The organism is Pontibacter sp. HSC-36F09 (assembly GCF_024171605.1).
Taxonomy (GTDB): Bacteria; Bacteroidota; Bacteroidia; order Cytophagales; family Hymenobacteraceae; genus Pontibacter.
In genome coordinates this window covers 167,799-187,338 of sequence record NZ_JALKAA010000005.1, presented here as the reverse complement: position 1 = coordinate 187,338, position 19,540 = coordinate 167,799, and the positions used below count along the sequence as shown (strand labels likewise).

General features: G+C 50.3%; 15 protein-coding genes. 12 read left to right on the top strand and 3 right to left on the bottom strand.

The window, feature by feature from the left end:
* The first annotated feature begins 62 nt into the window (after window positions 1-62).
* From L1278_RS15305 to L1278_RS15290, 4 genes are all read left to right on the top strand, one after another.
* Entirely contained in the window at window positions 63-809 is a 747-nt protein-coding gene (locus L1278_RS15305) for a beta-phosphoglucomutase family hydrolase (protein WP_253405892.1), read from the top strand.
* Window positions 810-841: 32 nt separating this feature from the next.
* Complete coding sequence (gene otsB, locus L1278_RS15300) at window positions 842-1,663, top strand: trehalose-phosphatase (RefSeq protein ID WP_253405891.1); 822 nt, start codon at window positions 842-844, stop codon at window positions 1,661-1,663.
* Window positions 1,656-4,058 (top strand): glycoside hydrolase family 65 protein, encoded by a 2,403-nt coding sequence (locus L1278_RS15295; RefSeq protein ID WP_253405890.1) that lies wholly within the window; start codon window positions 1,656-1,658, stop codon window positions 4,056-4,058. Before otsB ends, L1278_RS15295 begins: the two co-directional genes overlap by 8 nt.
* Before the next feature lie 196 nt (window positions 4,059-4,254).
* Window positions 4,255-5,193, top strand: a complete 939-nt coding sequence (locus L1278_RS15290; protein ID WP_253405889.1) for a 1-phosphofructokinase family hexose kinase — start codon at window positions 4,255-4,257, stop codon at window positions 5,191-5,193.
* A 56-nt stretch (window positions 5,194-5,249) separates the two neighbouring features.
* Here the strand turns inward: L1278_RS15290 and fbaA are convergent, their stop codons facing one another.
* The 3 genes from fbaA to L1278_RS15275 all read right to left on the bottom strand — a co-directional run bounded on the left by fbaA (window position 5,250) and on the right by L1278_RS15275 (window position 9,121).
* Window positions 5,250-6,320, bottom strand: a complete 1,071-nt coding sequence (gene fbaA / locus L1278_RS15285; RefSeq protein ID WP_253405888.1) for a class II fructose-bisphosphate aldolase — start codon at window positions 6,318-6,320, stop codon at window positions 5,250-5,252.
* A gap of 106 nt (window positions 6,321-6,426) precedes the next feature.
* Complete coding sequence (locus L1278_RS15280) at window positions 6,427-7,836, bottom strand: exonuclease domain-containing protein (protein WP_253405887.1); 1,410 nt, start codon at window positions 7,834-7,836, stop codon at window positions 6,427-6,429.
* A 136-nt stretch (window positions 7,837-7,972) separates the two neighbouring features.
* A complete protein-coding gene (locus L1278_RS15275) occupies window positions 7,973-9,121 on the bottom strand; it encodes an AI-2E family transporter (protein WP_253405886.1) in 1,149 nt (382 codons plus the stop codon).
* Between the two features lie 349 nt (window positions 9,122-9,470).
* Here L1278_RS15275 and L1278_RS15270 point away from each other — a divergent pair, with 349 nt between their 5' ends.
* From L1278_RS15270 to rplT, 8 genes are all read left to right on the top strand, one after another.
* Window positions 9,471-11,333, top strand: a complete 1,863-nt coding sequence (locus L1278_RS15270; RefSeq protein ID WP_253405885.1) for a DNA topoisomerase IV subunit B — start codon at window positions 9,471-9,473, stop codon at window positions 11,331-11,333.
* Window positions 11,326-14,073, top strand: coding sequence for a DNA gyrase/topoisomerase IV subunit A (locus tag L1278_RS15265; protein ID WP_253405884.1), 2,748 nt, complete (start codon window positions 11,326-11,328; stop codon window positions 14,071-14,073). Before L1278_RS15270 ends, L1278_RS15265 begins: the two co-directional genes overlap by 8 nt.
* A 61-nt stretch (window positions 14,074-14,134) precedes the next feature.
* The gene (locus L1278_RS15260; RefSeq protein WP_253405883.1) at window positions 14,135-14,926 is read left to right on the top strand and encodes a lipopolysaccharide assembly protein LapB; all 792 of its coding nucleotides are present in this window, start codon (window positions 14,135-14,137) and stop codon (window positions 14,924-14,926) included.
* Between the two features lie 148 nt (window positions 14,927-15,074).
* Window positions 15,075-16,151 carry a lipopolysaccharide assembly protein LapB gene (locus L1278_RS15255; RefSeq protein ID WP_253405882.1) on the top strand — a complete coding sequence of 359 codons (1,077 nt, stop codon included), beginning with the start codon at window positions 15,075-15,077 and terminating at the stop codon, window positions 16,149-16,151.
* A 20-nt stretch (window positions 16,152-16,171) separates the two neighbouring features.
* Window positions 16,172-18,112: a threonine--tRNA ligase gene (thrS, locus tag L1278_RS15250; protein ID WP_253405881.1), complete on the top strand. Its 1,941-nt coding sequence runs from the start codon at window positions 16,172-16,174 to the stop codon at window positions 18,110-18,112.
* Between the two features lie 117 nt (window positions 18,113-18,229).
* Window positions 18,230-18,754 (top strand): translation initiation factor IF-3, encoded by a 525-nt coding sequence (gene infC, locus L1278_RS15245; RefSeq protein WP_188499629.1) that lies wholly within the window; start codon window positions 18,230-18,232, stop codon window positions 18,752-18,754.
* A 23-nt stretch (window positions 18,755-18,777) separates the two neighbouring features.
* Window positions 18,778-18,972 carry a 50S ribosomal protein L35 gene (gene rpmI / locus L1278_RS15240; RefSeq protein ID WP_076666337.1) on the top strand — a complete coding sequence of 65 codons (195 nt, stop codon included), beginning with the start codon at window positions 18,778-18,780 and terminating at the stop codon, window positions 18,970-18,972.
* 97 nt (window positions 18,973-19,069) lie between these two features.
* Entirely contained in the window at window positions 19,070-19,414 is a 345-nt protein-coding gene (gene rplT / locus L1278_RS15235) for a 50S ribosomal protein L20 (protein WP_220627401.1), read from the top strand.
* Window positions 19,415-19,540: the final 126 nt, after the last annotated feature.

The window sequence follows — 19,540 nt, the reverse complement described above, 5'->3', positions numbered from 1 at the left end:
CTTCACAACTGTTCGCAGGCCTTTGGCTTGTCCGAAATCCTGATTATTAAAACTAATAAAACATGAATACGCTTCAGCAAAATCTTCAGGAGAAAAACATCAAAGCCCTGATCTTCGATCTCGACGGTGTCGTAACGCAGACAGCCCGGGTACACGCCCAGGCCTGGAAGCGCATGTTCGATGCCTACCTACAAAAGCGTGGTGAGGAAGAGGGCAAACACTACGAGCCGCTCGACATCGAAACCGACTACCGGGAGTATATTGACGGCATTCCCCGCTACGACGGTGTTCGCAATTTTCTGGAATCCCGAGGCATCACGTTGCCTGAGGGCAGCCCCGAAGACGAAACAGGTCATGAAACAGTAAGCGGCCTCGGGAACCTGAAAAACATGTACTTCCAGGAATTGGTCAGGCAGGGCGGGGTGGATGTGTATGATGATACCATTGCCTGGATCAAACAACAAAAACAAAACGGTATGCGCACAGCCGTTATCTCAGCGAGTAAGAATTGTGTGGATGTACTGCATGCCGCAGGTATAGAGCAGCTTTTTGAAGAGCATGTTGACGGGCTACAGTCCTCTGAACTTGGCCTGATAGGCAAACCTGCTCCGGATGTTTTTCTGGAGGCTGCCCGCCGGCTAGGTATAGCACCTGCCCAGGCTGCCGTTTTCGAAGATGCCCGCAAAGGGGTGCAGGCCGGCAAAGCCGGTGGTTTTGGACTGGTGGTAGGTATAGACCGTACCCACGACGAAGCCGGTCTTAAAGCTAGTGGGGCTGATCTGGTTATCAAGGAATTCCCCAAGCTATAAAAATCCCTAATTCGACCCCTCAAATCAATACTATGATACAGAAACGTGCGGCCCAGGAGCTGCCATCGGCCCTCGACCAACTCTCCGAACTCAAAGCACAGTTCCAAGGCAAAACACCCGCCATTTTTCTTGACTACGACGGCTGTCTGACGCCCATTGTGCAGCGACCTGAAATGGCATTACTGTCGGACGAGATGCGGACGGCACTGCACGAGATGGCTGCCGTGACCAAAGTGGCTGTGGTAAGCGGGCGGGACCGCCGGAACGTGGAAAACCTGGTCAAACTCGATAACCTGTACTTTGCCGGCTCACACGGATTCGATATCACCGGTCCGGGAGGTATGGCCTCCGAACCCGGAGGTGCCAAAGCCGCCCTGCCCGCGTTGGACAAAGCGGACGGCATCCTGCAGGAAAAATTACAAGGTATAGCGGGAAGTCTGGTGGAGCGGAAGCGCTATGCGATCGCTGTACATTACCGCAATGTGGCTGAAGATCAGGTGGAAAAAGTTAGAAAGGCTGTGGACGAAGTGCTGGATACAATGCCAGAACTCAAGATCGGCCACGGCAAAAAGATTTTTGAGCTCAAACCGAACATTGACTGGCACAAAGGCAAAGCGGTGATGTGGCTGATGGAGGAATTGGGTTTGAACAATGGCAACTACATACCGCTTTACATCGGCGACGATATAACGGACGAAGATGCTTTTGCAGAGCTGCAGGGCCACGGGATAGGTATACTGGTAGGCGAGCACGACGACAAAACGGCCGCCACTTACCGGTTGGAAAGTGTGGATGAAGTGCGTGTCTTTCTGGAAGATCTGACAGATACTATCAAACAGCAAAGCAATGGCTGATTGGAGCATCATCTACAACCAATGGGTGCCTAAAGAGCAAACCCTGCGCGAAGCGCTCTGCACACTAGGGAATGGTTACATTGCCACCCGTGGCGCATTTGAAGAAACTCCTGCCGAAGACGATCTCCATTACCCCGGTACCTACCTGGCTGGCGGCTATAACCGGCTCACCTCCGAAGTGGCCGGCAAGCAAATCGAAAACGAAGACCTGGTGAACTGGCCCAACTGGCTACCCGTTTCCTTCCGGCAGGCAGGCGAAGAGTGGTTTCACATCAGCAGTGTTGAGGTGCTCGACTTTAAGCAGGAGCTTGATTTAAAGCATGGTGTGTTGCTTCGTTTCGTCCATTTCCGAGACAGTAAAGGGCGCGAATCGAAGCTCAACACCCGTCGGATCGTCAGCATGGCAAACCCACACCTTGCAGCGCTGGAATGGCAGTTGACGCCTGTTAATTGGTCAGGTGAAGTAGAGTTAAGAGCCGCCCTTGACGGTCGCGTGATCAACAGTGGCGTGGCCCGTTACCGCGCGCTGGCCAGTCAGCACCTTGAAACATTGGAACAAGGCCAACACGACGAAGAGACCATGTACTTGGTCGTGCAGACAGTGCAGTCGAAGACCCGAATGGTGCAGGTAGCCCGTACCAAGGTATACCTGAATGGACAAGCCAGTGGCGTGTTACCTCAGACCAAAATTGAACAGGGCTATACAGAACATCACTTTAAACTACAGGCAACAGAAGGCCAGCCTTTGCGGCTCGAAAAAAGCGTGCTGATCTATACCTCCCGCGACTGGGCCACCACCGAACCATTGCAGGATGCCTGTATCAACAGCTTCCGGCAGGGTACTTTTGAAGAGTCTTTGGAGGAGCATAAGCGGGCCTGGCAACGCATCTGGAACCGCTGTGACCTTGACACGGCCTGCAATACGAAAGTGCAGTCTGTGCTGCGACTGCATATTTTCCATCTGTTGCAGGCCGTTTCGGGCCATACCGTCGACCTGGACGTGGGCGTACCCGCCCGGGGCTGGCATGGAGAGGCTTACAGGGGACACATCTTTTGGGACGAACTCTTCATTTTTCCTTTCCTCAACCTGCACTTGCCGGCCATCACGCGAGAGTTGCTCATGTACCGCTACCGTCGCCTGAACGAGGCCCGAAGCGCCGCAAAAGCGGCAGGGTATAAAGGAGCTATGTTCCCGTGGCAAAGCGGCAGTAACGGCCGAGAGGAAAGCCAGGTCCTTCACCTCAATCCGCAGTCGGGCCGTTGGCTACCTGACAATACTTTCCTGCAGCGTCACATCAGTTCGGCTGTTGCCTACAACGTGTGGCACTACTACCAGGCCACCGGCGACATCGACTTCCTGAGTTACCACGGTGCTGAGATGTTGCTGGATATCGCACAGTTTTGGTCCACGATCGCTACTATCAATCAGGTAACCGGGCGCTATGAGATTCTGCACGTGGTGGGGCCTGACGAGTACCATACCGAGTATCCAGATTCTGAGGAGGTAGGCTTAAACAACAACGCTTATACCAATGTGCTGGCTGTTTGGGTGATCCAAAAAGCGTTGCAGCTCAAAGAGGTGATCGGTAACTCCCGCTACGAAGAATTGCTCACCAAGCGGCACATTACGCCCGACGACCTGACACGCTGGGAGGATATCGGCAAGCGTATGTATGTGCCTTTTCTGGAAGATACCAAAATCATCGCGCAATTTGACGGCTACGACAAACTACAGGAGTTCGACTGGGCGAAGTACAGAGCAAAGCACGGAGAAGCCATGCGGCTCGACCGCATCCTGGAAAGCGAAGGCGACAGCGTGAACAGGTACAAAGCCAGTAAACAGGCCGATGTGCTGATGCTCTTTTACCTTTTTTCTTCGGAAGAATTGATTTCCATCTTCAGGCAACTTGACTACGACTTTAAGCCCGAGCGTATACCTGAAAACATTGCCTACTACGAACAGCGGACCTCGCATGGCTCCACCCTAAGTAAGATTGTGCATGCCTGGGTGCTGGCCCGTTCGGACCGTAAACGCTCCTGGACAAACTTTGAAACAGCCCTGATGAGCGACCTGGAAGATATACAGGGAGGCACCACGGCTGAAGGTATACACCTCGGTGCCATGGCCGGCACGGTAGACCTGGTGCAGCGCGCCTATACTGGCCTCGAGATTCGCGATAATGTACTGTGGTTGAACCCGGTGCTTCCGGACGAAATGCCCTGCCTTAACTTGCAGCTCCGCTATCGCGGACACTGGCTTGACCTGAATATTACCCGCGATAAACTGATCATCAAATTTGACAGGGGATGGTCCAAGGAAGTAAATGTCGGGGTGCGTGGTGAGGTCTATACCTTCAGGACCGGCGACCAAAAGGAGTTCGACATCCGCCGCTAATAAGGTATAAGGGATGCGTTTTAGTGATAGCTATACCTATACCTGATGTCATTTCCTGTAATTCTCGGCCAAGGGGTAGTTTCATGGAAGTATGTACGGGCTTGTTAAGATCTATTAGAGCCTTCATCCGGATGTTTTATAATAGAGGTTTCCCTAGAGTGACGCCTTTCTTTCAGATATTTATACCTGTAGCAGTATGCATAAAGTCCTGACCATTACGATCAACCCGGCCCTTGACAAGAGCACCCACGTGCAGCGTGTGCTGCCCGAGAAGAAACTTCGCTGCGAAGAACCCACTTACGAACCGGGCGGAGGGGGCATCAACGTTTCCCGAGCCATACGCAAACTGGGCGGCAACTCCTGCGCCTGGCTACTGTCAGGAGGCCCAGCCGGAGAAATGCTCTGCAATTTGCTGAAAGAGGAAGGCGTGGAGTACTGGAACGGCCAGACTAAAAGCTGGACCCGCGAAAACCTGATGGTGATGGAAGACAATACCGGCGACCAGTTCCGTTTCGGTATGCCGGGTCCTCGTATTGAGGAGTCGGAGTGGCAACAGGTGCTGGACAAACTTGAAAAGCTGGAGCAAGTTCCTGAATATGTGGTGGCCAGCGGCAGCCTGGCTCCCGGTGTGCCCGACGACTTTTACCTCCGGATGGCGGTGATCGCCCACAAGCGCAACTTCAGGCTGATCGTGGATACTTCGGGTGAGGCCCTTATGAAAGCGGCAGGAGAGGGGCTGTACCTGATCAAACCAAATCTTGGCGAGCTAGCTAAGCTGGCTGGAAAAGAACATATCTCGGCGTTTGAACAGGAAGCGTTTGCTATGCAGGTGATCGATGAAGGCAAGTGCAAAGTGCTGGTCGTGTCGCTCGGCCCACGTGGTGCCATGCTTGCCTCTAAGGAGTCAGGTATACATTATGTGGTTCCGCCCACGGTAAAACAACAGAGTGCGGTCGGCGCCGGAGACAGTATGGTAGCGGGTATGGTGATGGGCTTGCTGCAGGGTCGTCCGCTTGATGAAGTCGTTCGCTATGGCGTTGCCGCCGGTACTGCCGCTACCATGACGCCAAGCTCGGAACTTTGCCGCAAAGAGGATACTGAGGAGATTTACCAGTGGTTGCTGAAGCATAAGTAATAAAATAAAAAAGGGTGAAGCTTTCGCCTCACCCTTTCCCTTATCAGTAAACTAGATTATGAATTGCGATTCACGCAGTTCAAATCCTCAAACGCCTCTTTTAACCTAGCGATGAAATTTTCTTCACCTTTGCGCAGCCATACGCGTGGGTCGTAGTATTTTTTGTTCGGGGAATCCGGACCCTCTGGATTGCCGAGCTGACCTTGTAGATAATCTTTCTTCGACTCGTAGTAGTTCTTCACACCTTCCCAATAGGCCCACTGCATGTCGGTGTCAATGTTCATTTTGATGGCACCATAACCGATCGCTTCTGTGATTTTCGCCTTCTCAGAACCCGAACCACCGTGGAATACGAAGTTCACCGGGTTGTCGCCTGTACCGTATTTCTCCTTGATGAAGTCCTGTGAATTTTTCAGGATCTCTGGACGCAGCTCCACGTTGCCTGGCTTGTATACGCCGTGCACGTTACCGAAAGCCGCTGCGATCGTGAAGCGGTCGCTTACCTTCTTCAGTTCTTCGTAGGCATAAGCTACTTCGTCTGGCTGGGTATACAGTCTGGAGCTGTCCACGCCGGTGTTGTCCACGCCGTCTTCCTCGCCGCCCGTTACGCCTAGTTCGATTTCCACGGTCATGCCGATCTTGTTCATGCGCTCCAGGTAGCTGGCGCAAGTCTCGATGTTTTCTTTGATCTCTTCCTCAGAAAGGTCGAGCATGTGGGAGCTGTAAAGTGGCTTGCCGTGCTGCTCGTAGTATTTCTCGCCAGCGTCTAACAGACCGTCGATCCATGGTAGCAATTTCTTGGCGGCGTGGTCAGTGTGCAGTACTACCGGCACACCATAGGCTTCAGCCATCAGGTGCACGTGCTGGGCTCCGGAAACAGCGCCTGCAATGGCAGCTTTCTGGTTGTCATTCTCAAGGCCTTTGCCAGCAAAAAAAGTGGCACCACCGTGCGAGAACTGAATGATTACGGGAGAGTTAAGCGCCTTGGCTGTTTCCAGCACGGCATTGATAGAGTTTGTGCCAATCACGTTGACGGCTGGCAGCGCAAAGTTATTTTCATTGGCATACTTGAACAGCTCTGTTACTTCATCGCCGAACAATACCCCTGATCTGAAACGTTTTTCCATGAATGTTTAAGTTTTATTTCGATTTGAAATTACGGATAAATAATTTCTTAACCGAAAATTGATGGCAGGCGCTTCAGAAAAAAGGGGCTATACCTGTTAGGAAAGCTTAATCAAACACAAGAACCTTGTCTTTGTGCTTGCCGCGCATGTGGCCGCGTATGATCTGCTGTATGTCCTTGTTGTCGTTGTAGCGCTGAATCTCCGACTTAAAGTCGTCAAGCGAGCTGGCCGAAAAGTACTCGTCCACAAAGCCAAAGCCCAGGTAGGTGCCGTGCTCCACCACTACCACAGACTTCTCACCCAATTCACGGCCCTTGCCCACGATCACAAAACTGTTGTGTTCATAGGTAAACGACTCGATGGCGGCATCCACCCGGGCATTGTACTCCTCAGGGCTTTCCTCACCAATACAAGCGCCCTGGCAGATGTGTACCTGGTAGTCGAAGCAGGCGCCCGGCGTTTTATACAGGTCACACAGCTTCTGGCACAGGTTATATTTGGACACTTTGTGGTAAAGGAATCCCTTGGCCTTAAACTGGTTTGATAGCGCGATGATAGGCGTCATATTCACATCATCGGCCTTGTTGATGCTACCGAATGTCAGTCGCTTATACCCTTTGTCGTCCTGGTAGGTGAAAATACCGGTGTTGAACACACTGCGCCGCTGCTGGCGGTTGTAGTGCGGCTTCATGCGCTTGATTTCGGCAGACTCAAACAGTAATGCCACCAGTTCGTTGCCCATTAGCTCGTAAGTGATATCGGCGATCTGGTTCTTAAACTCAATAGATTTGCGGCTCTTGTAGTCGATGTTGAAGTGCTGGATAATGCGCTTCTTGATGTTAATGCTCTTGCCCACATAGATCACCTCGCCTGCTTCGTTGTAGAAGTAGTATACACCCGGAACCGTCGGCAATGCATCCACCTGCTCCTTGCTGATGGCGGGAGGAAGGAGTGAGGCTTTGATTTCGTTTTTAAGCTGTTCTGAAGGATCAGCCATATGCTGCGCTCCGTCAATGACCGGCCGGTTGATCTTGATCAGCTTGTCAAATAGCTTGGCCGTCGCCTCAGCATCGCCAATGGCCCGGTGGCGCATCTGCAGGTCAATGTCGATGCTTTTGCAGAGTTTTTCGAGCGAGTAAGACGGCAGACCAGGTATGAGCGAACGGCTCAAGCGCACGGTACAAAGCGTTTTGCGCTGAAAGGTAAAACCCAGATCGGCAAATTCTTTTTTGATGAATGAGTAGTCGAAGCGCACATTATGAGCCACGAACACCTTCCCCTCCGTGAACTGCACAATGTCTTTGGCCACTTCGTAAAACTTGGGTGCGTCCTGCACCATGTCGTCGGTAATGCCGGTGAGTTGAGAAATGAAATAGGGTATCGGGCGCTCCGGGTTGATCAGGGTGCTATATTTATCCACGACTTCGTTTCCATCGTGAATGAAAATGGCAATCTCGGTGATCCTGTCCTGCGTGGGCTGACTACCCGTAGTCTCAATGTCTATGATGGCGTACAAGCTGATTCTTTTTAGGCTTATTTGAAGCGACCTTCGGCGCTGTCCAAAGGGCTATCCTGTAAACCAATATTCTTAGCAATACGTTTCAAATTGAACACTCGCTATACCTTGTGCAAACAGCTTTAGCAAATGCGGGCTATTGCTCAGCCTCGCGGTCATCCTCGTAGCGCTCCCTTCGCGCTTTTTCGCGCAGCTTATCGAACATTTTCCGGAAGCGCCCCGATTTCTGAGCTTTCACATCGTCTATGTCAGCCAACAAAAAGCCAAAAGGTTGTAGTGGTTCATAGGCATCGAAAATTACCTTCAGGATCGCGATCATAGGTATAGAGATGATCATACCGGCCGCTCCCCATATTTCACCACCGATCAGCAAGGCAATGATGGCAGCAAAAGGGTTGATACTTACCTTGGAACCAACAACATAGGGTGTAATGAAGTTGCCCTCCAGAAACTGCACAAACATGAACACCAGCACCACCAACACCGCCTCAAACAGGCTACCGGTTGTGGCCAGTGTGAACAACGCCGGCAGCATGGCCCCGATCAGGATGCCAATATAAGGTATGATGGTCAGGATGGAGGCAAAAACACCGAAGAAGATGGCATACTTGACGCCCAGGATGAGTAGTCCGGCCGAGTTGAGCAGCGATACGATTACAATCACGATCATCAGCCCTGAGATATAGCTCTGCGCCACTAACTGTATGTTGTCGATGGTATGGTTCAGGCTACTACGGCGCTCCTTCGACACAAACTTGTACATGAATTGCTCCAGGTGGTCGCGGTAATACAGAAAGCAGAACACAAAAATGGGCACGATGGTGATGATCGTCAGGGCGCCGGTGGTCAGCGAGATGGTGCTGCCGACAAAAGTGGTCGAAATCTCCCGCAAGCCGCCCACTGTGTTGCGGAAAAGCTCGCTTTTGTTGGCCGGCTGTATGCCAAAGTTGTGGTAGAGGTAATCCTGTACCTTCATCAGCAAGGCATCAAAGTTTTTGCCAATGGTATCCAGTTCCGAAGTGAGGCTAATGACTTGCATGGACAGAAACCAAATCACCAACCCCAGCACGATCACCACCATTACAATGCTACAGAGAATAGCCAAAGCACGCGGTACGCGGAATTTTTCGAGGTCGCGGGTGAGGGGCAGCAGGAGCAGGGCAAACAGCAAAGCAAAGGTCAGTGGCATCAGAACTGACTTGAAGCTTTGGAGTGTCCAAATAGCTAGAAAAAGGCCCAGTAAAATGATGACATACTTAAAATACCGGGGTAATTTAATTTCCATAGGGTGCGAATGTATGTAGGTATACGGCTTGTGTTTGACCGCATTTAGTTAAGCAAATGTAATGCGCAAGTATAGTTATATCTAACTATTTTTATGCTAATAATTTTAGCTAAGTTATACCTGCGTATTTCTCTTATTTTTGTGAACTGATCGCAATGTGCATTGGTTGTATAGAAGTGGTTGATGATTTCAACTATTTTAGCTATATTTGCTGACTAATAATATTAGCATTAGCCTTCTTTTAAAGATGAATCGGTTAGACGCCGGAACTATTTGTAGCGTCCGATTTCTTTTATTTTTCTATATTTCCGAGTGATTCCACTAAATCAAATACACTTACGCTTACAGAATGGCAGAGTTAGAGCATAATTACAACGAAGACAGCATTCGCTCGCTGGAGCCCCGCGAACACATCAGGCTACGCCCCGGTATGTACATCGGTAAGTTGGGAGACGGTTCTTCGGCCGATGATGGTATTTACATTTTGGTGAAAGAGGTAATCGACAATTCCATTGACGAACACGTGATGGGGTATGGCAAAACCATCGACATCAAAATATCGGACCACAAGGTGCAGGTACGCGACTATGGCCGCGGTATTCCGCTGGGCAAGGTAATTGACTGCGTGAGCAAGATCAACACAGGTGGTAAGTACGACAGCAAGGCGTTCCAGAAGTCTGTTGGTCTGAACGGTGTAGGTACCAAAGCGGTAAATGCCCTTTCAAGCCAGTTCCGCATCCAGTCCGTGCGTGACGGGCAGATGAAGGCTGCAGAGTTTGAGCGTGGTGTGCTGACAAACGATCTTCCGCTGGAAGCCACTTCGCAACGCAACGGCACGCTCACGACATTTACGCCGGACGATACCATTTTCAAGAACTACCAGTACAACCCGGATTATCTGGAGAACCAGATCTGGAATTACGTATACCTGAACGCCGGTCTGACGATCAACTTCAACGGCAAGAAATTCTACTCCGAAAACGGTCTGCTCGATCTTTTGAGAAATAAAGCCGATGAGGAGAGCATGCGCTACCCGATCATCCACCTGAAAGGCAACGACATTGAGCTGGCCATCACACATGGTAACGACTACGGCGAGGAGTACTATTCTTTCGTGAACGGTCAGTATACGACTATGGGCGGTACGCACCTGGCGGCCTTCCGTACGGCATTGGTGAAAACGATCCGCGACTTTTATAAGAAAGACTACGATGCGGCTGATATTCGTGGCTCCGTTGTTGGTGCCATTTCGCTTCGTGTGCAGGAGCCGGTTTTTGAGTCGCAGACCAAGACAAAACTGGGCTCGATTGACATGGGTCCGGATGGCCCGGCAGTGAACTCCTATATCAATGACTTCATCAAGGAGCACCTTGATAATTACCTTCGCATCAACCAGGCGACGGCCGAGGCGCTGAAAAAGCGCATTGAGCAAAGCGAGCGGGAGCGCAAGGACATGGCTGGCGTGAAAAAACTGGCCAACCAGCGCGCCAAGAAGGCCAACCTGCACAACCGTAAGCTGCGCGACTGCCGTCTGCACTTCAACGAGGACAAGCACGAGAACGCCCTGCTATCCACACTCTTCATAACGGAGGGTGACTCAGCAAGTGGTTCCATCACAAAATCCCGCAACGTGGACACGGAGGCAGTTTTCAGTTTGAGAGGTAAACCACTGAACTGCTTTGGCCTGAAGAAAAAGGTGGTATACGAAAACGAGGAATTTAACCTGCTGCAGCACGCTTTAAATATTGAAGAGGGGCTGGAAGGTTTGCGCTACAACCGCGTAGTGATCGCCACAGATGCCGACGTGGACGGTATGCACATTCGTCTGCTACTCCTAACCTTTTTTCTGCAGTTTTTCCCTGATCTGGTGAAGAATGGCCACGTGTACATTCTGGAAACCCCGCTTTTCCGGGTGCGCAATAAGAAAGAAACGATCTATTGCTACAACGAAACCGAAAAGCAGGCCGCGATCGAGAAATTAGGCAAGCGTCCGGAGATTACTCGCTTCAAAGGTCTGGGTGAGATTTCGCCGGACGAGTTCGGCAAGTTCATTGGCGATAACATCAAATTGAAGCCTGTGTTCCTGCAGAAAGACACGACGATACAGAAAATGCTGAGCTACTACATGGGCAAAAACACGCCGGAGCGCCAGCAATTCATTATTGAGAATCTGAAGTTTGAGAAAGACATAGTTGAGGAAGTATATGCATAACGACGAACTGAACAACGAAGGTATAGAAAGAGAAGAGGAGCAAGAAGTTGCATTTACAGACGGTGAAGAAGAGATAATCCATAACGTCACCCCGGTATCCGGTCTGTACGAAAACTGGTTCCTCGACTATGCTTCTTACGTAATTCTGGAGCGTGCTGTACCTGCCATTGAGGATGGTCTGAAGCCGGTGCAGCGCCGCATCCTGCATGCGATGAAGGAGATGGACGATGGTCGCTTTAACAAAGTGGCCAACGTGATCGGTCAGACCATGCAGTACCACCCGCACGGTGATGCCTCCATTGGTGATGCCATGGTGAACCTGGGTCAGAAAGATCTTTTGATTGAGACGCAGGGTAACTGGGGCGATGTACGTACGGGCGATAGTGCGGCTGCGCCTCGTTACATCGAAGCGCGTCTGTCCAAGTTTGCGCTGGATGTGGTTTTCAATCCGCAGACGACACTGTGGCAGTTGAGCTACGACGGCCGTAAGAACGAGCCGGTGACTTTGCCGGTGAAATTCCCGCTTTTGCTTGCGCAGGGTGTGGAAGGTATAGCCGTTGGTCTCTCGACTAAGATTATGCCGCACAACTTTAAGGAGCTGGTCAAAGGATCTATCGATGTGCTGAAAGGCCGCACGACAACCTTGCTGCCTGACTTCCCTAACGGCGGTATGGTGGATGTGACCAACTACAACCATGGTATGCGTGGTGGTAAGATCCGGGTTCGCGCTACAATTGAGAAGGTGGACAAGACGATGCTCATCATCCGTGACGTGCCTTATGGCATCACGACCACAGGACTGATGGAGTCGATCGTAAAGGCGAGCGAGAACAACAAGATCAAGATCAAGAAGGTAGTCGACAATACGGCTGCCGATGTGGAGATACAGGTACAACTGCCTCCGGGCGTGTCGCCTGACCTGACCATGGACGCGCTCTACGCGTTCACGGACTGCGAGGTATCTATTTCTCCAAACACCTGCGTTATCATCGACGACAAGCCCCACTTCCTGAGTGTGGACGAGTTGCTGCGCATTTCCACCTTCAAAACAGTGGACTTGCTCAAGCGTGAACTCGAGATCCGTAAAGGTGAGTTGGAAGACAAGTGGCACTACTCTTCGCTGGAAAAGATCTTCATCGAGAACCGCATTTACCGTGATATCGAGGAGTGCGAAACCTGGGAAGCTGTGCTAGAGGCGATCGACAAAGGTTTGGACCCGTTCAAAAAACTGTTGCGCCGCGAAGTAACCCAGGATGACATCATCCGCCTGACTGAGATCAAGATCAAGCGTATCTCCAAATTCGACTCTTTCAAAGCCGATGAGTACATCAACAAACTGGAAGAAGAGATGGCTGAGGTGGATGACCACTTGGCTAACCTGATCCGCTATGCGATCGCTTACTTTGAAGGATTGCTGAAAAAGTACGGACAGGGACGCGACCGCAAAACGCAGGTGAAAACCTTCGATGTGATTACAGCACAGAAAGTTGCGATCGCCAACCAGAAGCTTTACATGAATGCCAAAGACGGTTTCATCGGTACCGGTCTGCGCAAAGACGAGTTCGTTTGCGATTGCTCCGACATGGACGATATCATTGTATTCCGCAAGGATGGCAAGTTCACCGTGTCTAAAGTAGCCGAGAAAACCTTTGTGGGCAAAGACATCATCATGGCCGGCGTTTACAATAAAAACGACGAGCACATGGTGTACAACATGATTTATGTTGATGGCAAGACCGGCGTGTCTTTTGCGAAGCGCTTCTCTGTGAAGTCGATCACCCGTGACAAGGAGTACGACCTGACCAAAGGAAACAAAAACTCCAAGGTACATTACCTGACCGCTAACCCGAACTCGGAGTCAGAGGTGGTCAATATCACCTTGGCGCCGCAGTCAACGGCCCGCATCAAACAGTTCGACTATGACTTTGCCGAACTGATGATAAAGGGCAAAGGATCAAACGGTAATATCGTGACCAAGTACCCAATCAAGAAGGTGGTGCAGAAGAGTCTGGGCGAGTCTACGCTGGGCGGACGTGAGATCTTCTACGACGAGGTGATCGGACGTCTGAACACCGAGGGGCGCGGTCGTTACCTTGGCTCATTCAACACCGACGACACGATTCTGGTGGTATATGAAGACGGTACTTACGAGCAGACCACATTTGATCTGGCCAACCACTACACCGTGGAGAAGATCAAAGTGCTGCAGAAGTTTGATCCGGAGTTGGTAGTGTCCACTATTTATTACGAAGGAGAGAACAAAACCTACTATGTGAAGCGTTTCAAGATTGAGACTTCTACAGTAGGTAAGAAATTCAGCTTTATACCCGAGACCAAAAATTCCAGACTCGAAGCCGTATCTACGCACTCGGTTCCGATGGCCACCATCAGTTTCAAGCGTTCGCTGCGAGGAGAGAAAGAAACAGAGAAACTGTTGCTTAGCGAATTCATCGACGTGAAAGGCTGGAAAGCCATGGGCAACAAGCTCAGCTACTTCAAAATCTACGACGTGAAAGTGCCGAAGCTGGAGGAAATGGAGCATGAGGAAAAGCCTAAGGCTAAAAAAGTTACCACAAAGCGAGAACCTGTTACCTTGCCTTCCGAATTGAAAGAACTTGCAGAAGAAGCAGCCAAAGTCAGTGGGGCTCAACTTGATACGCTTGAAGCCGTAGAAGAACTATCAGATGACGGCAGTGCAATAAAGGCTTTGAAGAAAAAGAAGCAGCTGGATTTATTCTAAATTAAGTTCTTTTTTGCATAAGTCGTTTCAAAGCAATATATTAGGTTGCTGATTACGAATTATGCGATTACTTATCAAAGCTATACCTGTTTTACTCATCATGCTCGGTTTTCTGATTCGTCCACTAGACGCATTAGGAGATTCCGGGCATGATGTGCTTTTAAAGAAAGCCTATGAGCTGAAAGAGCAGTACAAGGAAACAGAGGCCTTGGCCGTATATGAGCAGATTATCGGCGCTGACGAATCAAATTTTGAGGCGCTTTGCCAAGCCAGTCTCCTGCACAGCCTGATGGGAAACCGATTTTCAGACGATACTCGCAAGATTAACCATTTCAGCACCGCCAAGGCGTACGCGCAACGCGCCTTCCTGCTGGACTCTACAGATGCCCGTTCTAACTATGCCATGGCACTCTCGCTGGCTTCACTGGCCATGGTGTCAGGCCCGAAGCAGCGATTGGCGATGATCAGCGAAACAAAATCATACCTGGATGGGGCGTTGGCAGCCGATGAGCGTTACTCTGATGCCTGGCATTTACTCGGACGCTGGTATTTTAAAATGGCCAATCTCAACTTTGCTGAAGTCACAACCTATAAAGTTATGCTGGGCGGAATGGCAGATAAACCTGCTACAAACAAGGATGCGATATACGCAATGGAAATGGCTATTCTGCACAACCCGAACAACCTGCGCTATTATTTTGACCTGGCCAATATTTATCAGGAAATGAAAAACAAAGAAGCTTGTATGTCTACGTTGCAGCGTGCGATGGCCCAGAACCTCGAGTTACAAACGAAGGAGGAGCTGGAGTTGAGCAGGCGCTGCAAAATGATGTTGCAAGCATATCAGAGGTAACTGGATACAATTGCAACACAAAGGGCCTGCTTCTGTCTGGAAGCAGGCCCTTTGTGTTGTTTAAAAACTATATGGTTGTGTGTTTGTCGATATTTAGGCAAATTATCTATAATTTAGCGCCAATCTAGACAGTAAGAAAAGACAGTACATGATGTCTCGTTGGGCCTTTAGTTGGGTAGTGGTGGTATTGATGCTTGCAAGTTGTGGTAAAGAAGAAGGTACACGGGAACAAATGGTAGACCTGGCGGCCGTAGCTGTGGAGGATCCCGCGAAACAGTTGATCAGTCTCAGCGAAGCCATTGAACGGTCGAAACGTGACGGCAGTCTTTACGCCAGGAGAGCCATGGTGCTGCTGCGGCAGGATGAGTTAGACAAAGCACTAAGCGATGTAGACGAAGCGATCAGGCTGTCTAAGGAGCCTGCCAATTTCTTTGTGAAAGCACAGGTGCTATACCTGATGGGGCGGCGTGAAGAAGCTTTGCCACTGGCATTGCAGGCAGAAAGAAACTCTTTTGAGAGTTCTTCCCTGTACGTGCTTTTGACGGAGCTATACCTGGATAAGGGCGAGTATGCGAAAGCGGCTCATTTTGCGCGGCAGGCGCTCGAGCTTTCCCCTGACGATCCGTATGCGGTCTATTACAAAGGCAGGGTGTCGGAAGTGACGGGCGATACGACGGTTGCCATCAACCATTACCACCGGGCGCTGGAGTACAATCCTGACTTTGTGCAAACGCATCGATCTTTGGCGGGGCTATACCTGGCACAACCGGACCTGACCCAGGCCAGAAAGCATACAGAGCAAGGGTTGCGGCTGTCGCCGGAAGATCCGCAGTTGTGGCATTACAAAGGGATGCTTCAACTGCAGTCATCGCGCAAAGATAGTGCCCTAGTTAGCTTCGAAAAGGCGCTCGCTCTTGCAGATACGATGCAGGCGGCCCACTTTCAGTTGGCACAGCTGCGGCATGGCTTGGGAGAAAATGAACTGGCCTTGCAGCACCTGGAGAATGCGCCAAGGTATAGCAAAGAGCTAAAGTACCTGTCTGTGCGGGCAAGTAGTCTGGAGCGAACAGGAGAGAATCTGGCAGCATTGCGAACTTTCGAGCGTATGCTGGCCATAGAACCGAAACATACCTATGCCCGGCAGAGTGTTGCCCGGCTCCAGTACAGATTAGAAAGACCCAGACCCCAGCTCGACAGTATGGCTGTCAGGCAGCGGGGCTTTTAAAACGATACTAAGAAAAAAACATGATCAACATCACTTTGCCAGACGGCTCTGTACGCCAGTATTCGAAAGGTGTAACAGGCCTCGAGATCGCCACCAGCATTAGCGAGGGACTTGCCCGCAATGTTTTGGCCGTTAAGGTGAACGGTTCCGTTTGGGATCTGTCTCGCCCCATAGAAGAAGATGCCAGCGTGCAACTGCTTACCTGGAACGACGATCTGGGCAAAAATACGTTTTGGCACTCTTCGGCTCACTTATTGGCGGAGGCCCTGGAAGAGCTATACCCAGGTATAAAGTTCGGCATCGGACCGCCTGTTGAGAACGGCTTTTACTATGATGTGGACTTGGGTGAGGGCAAAACCTTTTCGCAGGATGACTTTGCCAAAGTAGAGCAGAAAATGCTGGAACTGGCACGCGCAAAAAATGAGTATAAGCGTCAGGAAGTTTCAAAGGCCGACGCCATTAAGTACTTCACCGAAAAAGGCGATCAGTATAAGCTTGACCTGCTCCAGGATCTGGAAGACGGTACGATCACCTTCTATACCCAAGGCAAATTCGTGGACCTTTGCCGCGGACCACACATCCCGAACACAGGCTTCATCAAGGCTGCCAAGCTGATGAACGTGGCCGGTGCCTATTGGAGAGGCGACGAAAAGAGCAAGCAGCTGACACGTATCTACGGTATCACCTTCCCGAAACAGAAGGAGCTGACAGAATACCTGGAGCGCCTGGAAGAAGCAAAGAAACGCGACCACCGCAAACTGGGCAAAGAACTGGAACTGTTCGCTTTTTCTGAGAAGGTAGGTATGGGCTTGCCGCTTTGGCTGCCGAAAGGCACACTGCTGCGCGAGCGACTCGAGCAGTTTATGCGCAAGGCCCAGGTGAAAGCAGGCTACCAGCCTGTCGTAACGCCGCATATCGGCAGCAAGGAATTATACGTTACTTCCGGTCACTACGAGAAGTATGGCGCTGACTCCTTCCAGCCGATCAAGACGCCGAACGAGAACGAGGAGTTCCTGCTCAAGCCAATGAACTGTCCGCATCACTGCGAGATCTATAAAACCCGTCCGCGCTCTTACAAAGAGCTGCCCGTACGTTTTGCCGAGTTCGGTACTGTGTACCGCTACGAGCAAAGCGGCGAGTTACACGGCCTGACACGCGTGCGTGGCTTTACACAGGACGATGCACACATTTTTTGCCGTCCAGACCAGGTAAAGGAAGAATTTATCAAGGTAATTGACTTAGTGCTGTACGTTTTCAAGGCGCTTGGTTTTGAAGACTATACCGCTCAAGTTTCCCTGCGTGATCCGGAGAACAAAGCCAAATACATCGGCTCAGACGAGAACTGGGAAAAAGCCGAAAGCGCCATTATCGAGGCGGCTGCAGAGAAGGGACTTACCACTGTAACCGAACTGGGCGAAGCCGCGTTTTACGGACCTAAGCTCGACTTTATGGTGCGCGATGCGCTGGGCCGCAAGTGGCAGTTGGGAACTATTCAGGTAGATTATAACTTACCAGAAAGGTTCCAGCTCGAATACATCGGTGCTGATAACGCCAAACATCGCCCAGTGATGATTCACCGTGCGCCTTTTGGCTCGTTGGAGCGCTTTGTGGCCGTGTTGATCGAGCATTGTGGCGGAAACTTCCCGTTGTGGCTCAGCCCCGAGCAGTTTGCCATATTGCCAATCTCAGAGAAATACCAGGATTTTGCGCAGCAGGTATACGACCGCCTGCAGCAAGATGACATCCGGGGTTTTGTGGACAACCGCGACGAGAAGATCGGACGTAAGATACGTGATGCAGAGGTGAGCAAAGTACCTTACATGCTAATCGTGGGGGAGAAGGAGCAGGAGAACGGAGCCGTGTCGGTGCGCAAGCACGGAGAAGGCGATCTGGGCACCATGACAGTGGATGAGTTCATCGCTACCTTTCAGTCAAAAATTGCTGAGATACTGAACAATTAAGAAGAGATATTTTTTTCTTGATATAAAATGTGCGATATTCGCACCCTGATTTAGAACTAAATTTAAGGAGGTAAAACTATAGCTACGCCAAATAAGCGCTACATCCCACGCGGAAAAGTGGAGGAGCCATACAAAGTCAATGATAAAATAACTGCCAGAGAAGTCAGGTTAGTTGGTGACAATGTAGAGCAGGGAGTATTCTCAACCAGAGATGCTCAAAAAATAGCGAACGAGCAGAATCTTGACCTGGTTGAGATTTCGCCAACAGCTAATCCGCCGGTATGCCGTATCATCGACTACTCGAAATTCAAGTACGAGCAGAAGAAGAAAACCCGTGAGATGAAAGCCAAAGCTCAGAAGGTAGTCATCAAGGAGATCCGTTTCGGCCCTAACACAGATGACCACGATTTTGAGTTTAAGCTGAAGCATGCGAAGGCTTTCCTCGAGAGTGGCTATAAGATTAAGTCTTATGTACACTTTGTTGGCCGTACGATCGTGTTTAAGGAAAGAGGTGAAATTCTGTTGTTGAAGTTCGCCCAGGCGCTGGAGGACATCGCGAAAGTGGAGCAGCTGCCCAAACTGGAAGGAAAGCGAATGTTCCTGATCCTTTCTCCTAAAGTGGCTCCTCCTGTTAAAAAGTAATTTGTTTAATTAATTATATACACATGCCAAAAGTTAAAACAAAATCTGGTGCAAAGAAGCGTTTTTCTTTGACAGGTACTGGCAAAATTAAGCGTAAGCACGCTTACAAAAGCCACATCCTGACCAAGAAGACGACTAAGCAGAAGCGTAATTTGACACACACTGGCCTTGTTAGCACAGCTGATATGGACAGAGTGAAGCTGATGCTTCAAATCTAATTCCCCGGAGTTAGAACGGTTAATTTTTTAGTACGAACCCGGTGCCTGGTCTTTTGAAGATTACAACTTAATCACCAGCCGCCAAAACTTTTTAGAAATGCCTAGATCGGTAAACGTTGTCGCAGCGCGACACAGAAGAAAAAAAATGATGAAAATGGCCAAAGGTTACTTTGGCCGTCGCAAGAATGTCTGGACAGTTGCGAAAAACGCAATTGAAAAAGGTTTGCTTTATGCTTACCGCGACAGAAAAGCGAAAAAGAGAGATTTCCGCTCCCTTTGGATCCAGCGTATCAACGCAGGTGCACGTGAGCATGGCATGTCTTACTCTCAGCTGATGGGCGCTCTGAAAAAAGCGAACATCGACCTGAACCGCAAAGTACTTGCTGACCTGGCGATGAACCATCCGGAAGCCTTCAAGAGCATCGTTGACAAAGTAAAGTAATTTACTTTCGCTATATGACCAAAAAGGGCCTGACGCAAGTCAGGCCCTTTTTGCGTTTATACCTGTTGGTAAACTAAGCAATGTCATTTTTGCGCATGATAGCAGTCATCGCTTAGGTGTAGTTAT

Coding starts and splice junctions, on each gene's coding strand:
- fbaA (WP_253405888.1), bottom strand. CDS start 6,320: ATGGAAAAACGTTTCAGATCAGGGGTATTGTTCGGCGATGAAGTAACA.
- L1278_RS15260 (WP_253405883.1), top strand. CDS start 14,135: ATGCGATTACTTATCAAAGCTATACCTGTTTTACTCATCATGCTCGGT.
- L1278_RS15270 (WP_253405885.1), top strand. CDS start 9,471: ATGGCAGAGTTAGAGCATAATTACAACGAAGACAGCATTCGCTCGCTG.
- rpmI (WP_076666337.1), top strand. CDS start 18,778: ATGCCAAAAGTTAAAACAAAATCTGGTGCAAAGAAGCGTTTTTCTTTG.
- otsB (WP_253405891.1), top strand. CDS start 842: ATGATACAGAAACGTGCGGCCCAGGAGCTGCCATCGGCCCTCGACCAA.
- rplT (WP_220627401.1), top strand. CDS start 19,070: ATGCCTAGATCGGTAAACGTTGTCGCAGCGCGACACAGAAGAAAAAAA.
- L1278_RS15295 (WP_253405890.1), top strand. CDS start 1,656: ATGGCTGATTGGAGCATCATCTACAACCAATGGGTGCCTAAAGAGCAA.
- L1278_RS15305 (WP_253405892.1), top strand. CDS start 63: ATGAATACGCTTCAGCAAAATCTTCAGGAGAAAAACATCAAAGCCCTG.
- L1278_RS15255 (WP_253405882.1), top strand. CDS start 15,075: ATGATGTCTCGTTGGGCCTTTAGTTGGGTAGTGGTGGTATTGATGCTT.
- thrS (WP_253405881.1), top strand. CDS start 16,172: ATGATCAACATCACTTTGCCAGACGGCTCTGTACGCCAGTATTCGAAA.
- L1278_RS15290 (WP_253405889.1), top strand. CDS start 4,255: ATGCATAAAGTCCTGACCATTACGATCAACCCGGCCCTTGACAAGAGC.
- L1278_RS15275 (WP_253405886.1), bottom strand. CDS start 9,121: ATGGAAATTAAATTACCCCGGTATTTTAAGTATGTCATCATTTTACTG.
- L1278_RS15265 (WP_253405884.1), top strand. CDS start 11,326: ATGCATAACGACGAACTGAACAACGAAGGTATAGAAAGAGAAGAGGAG.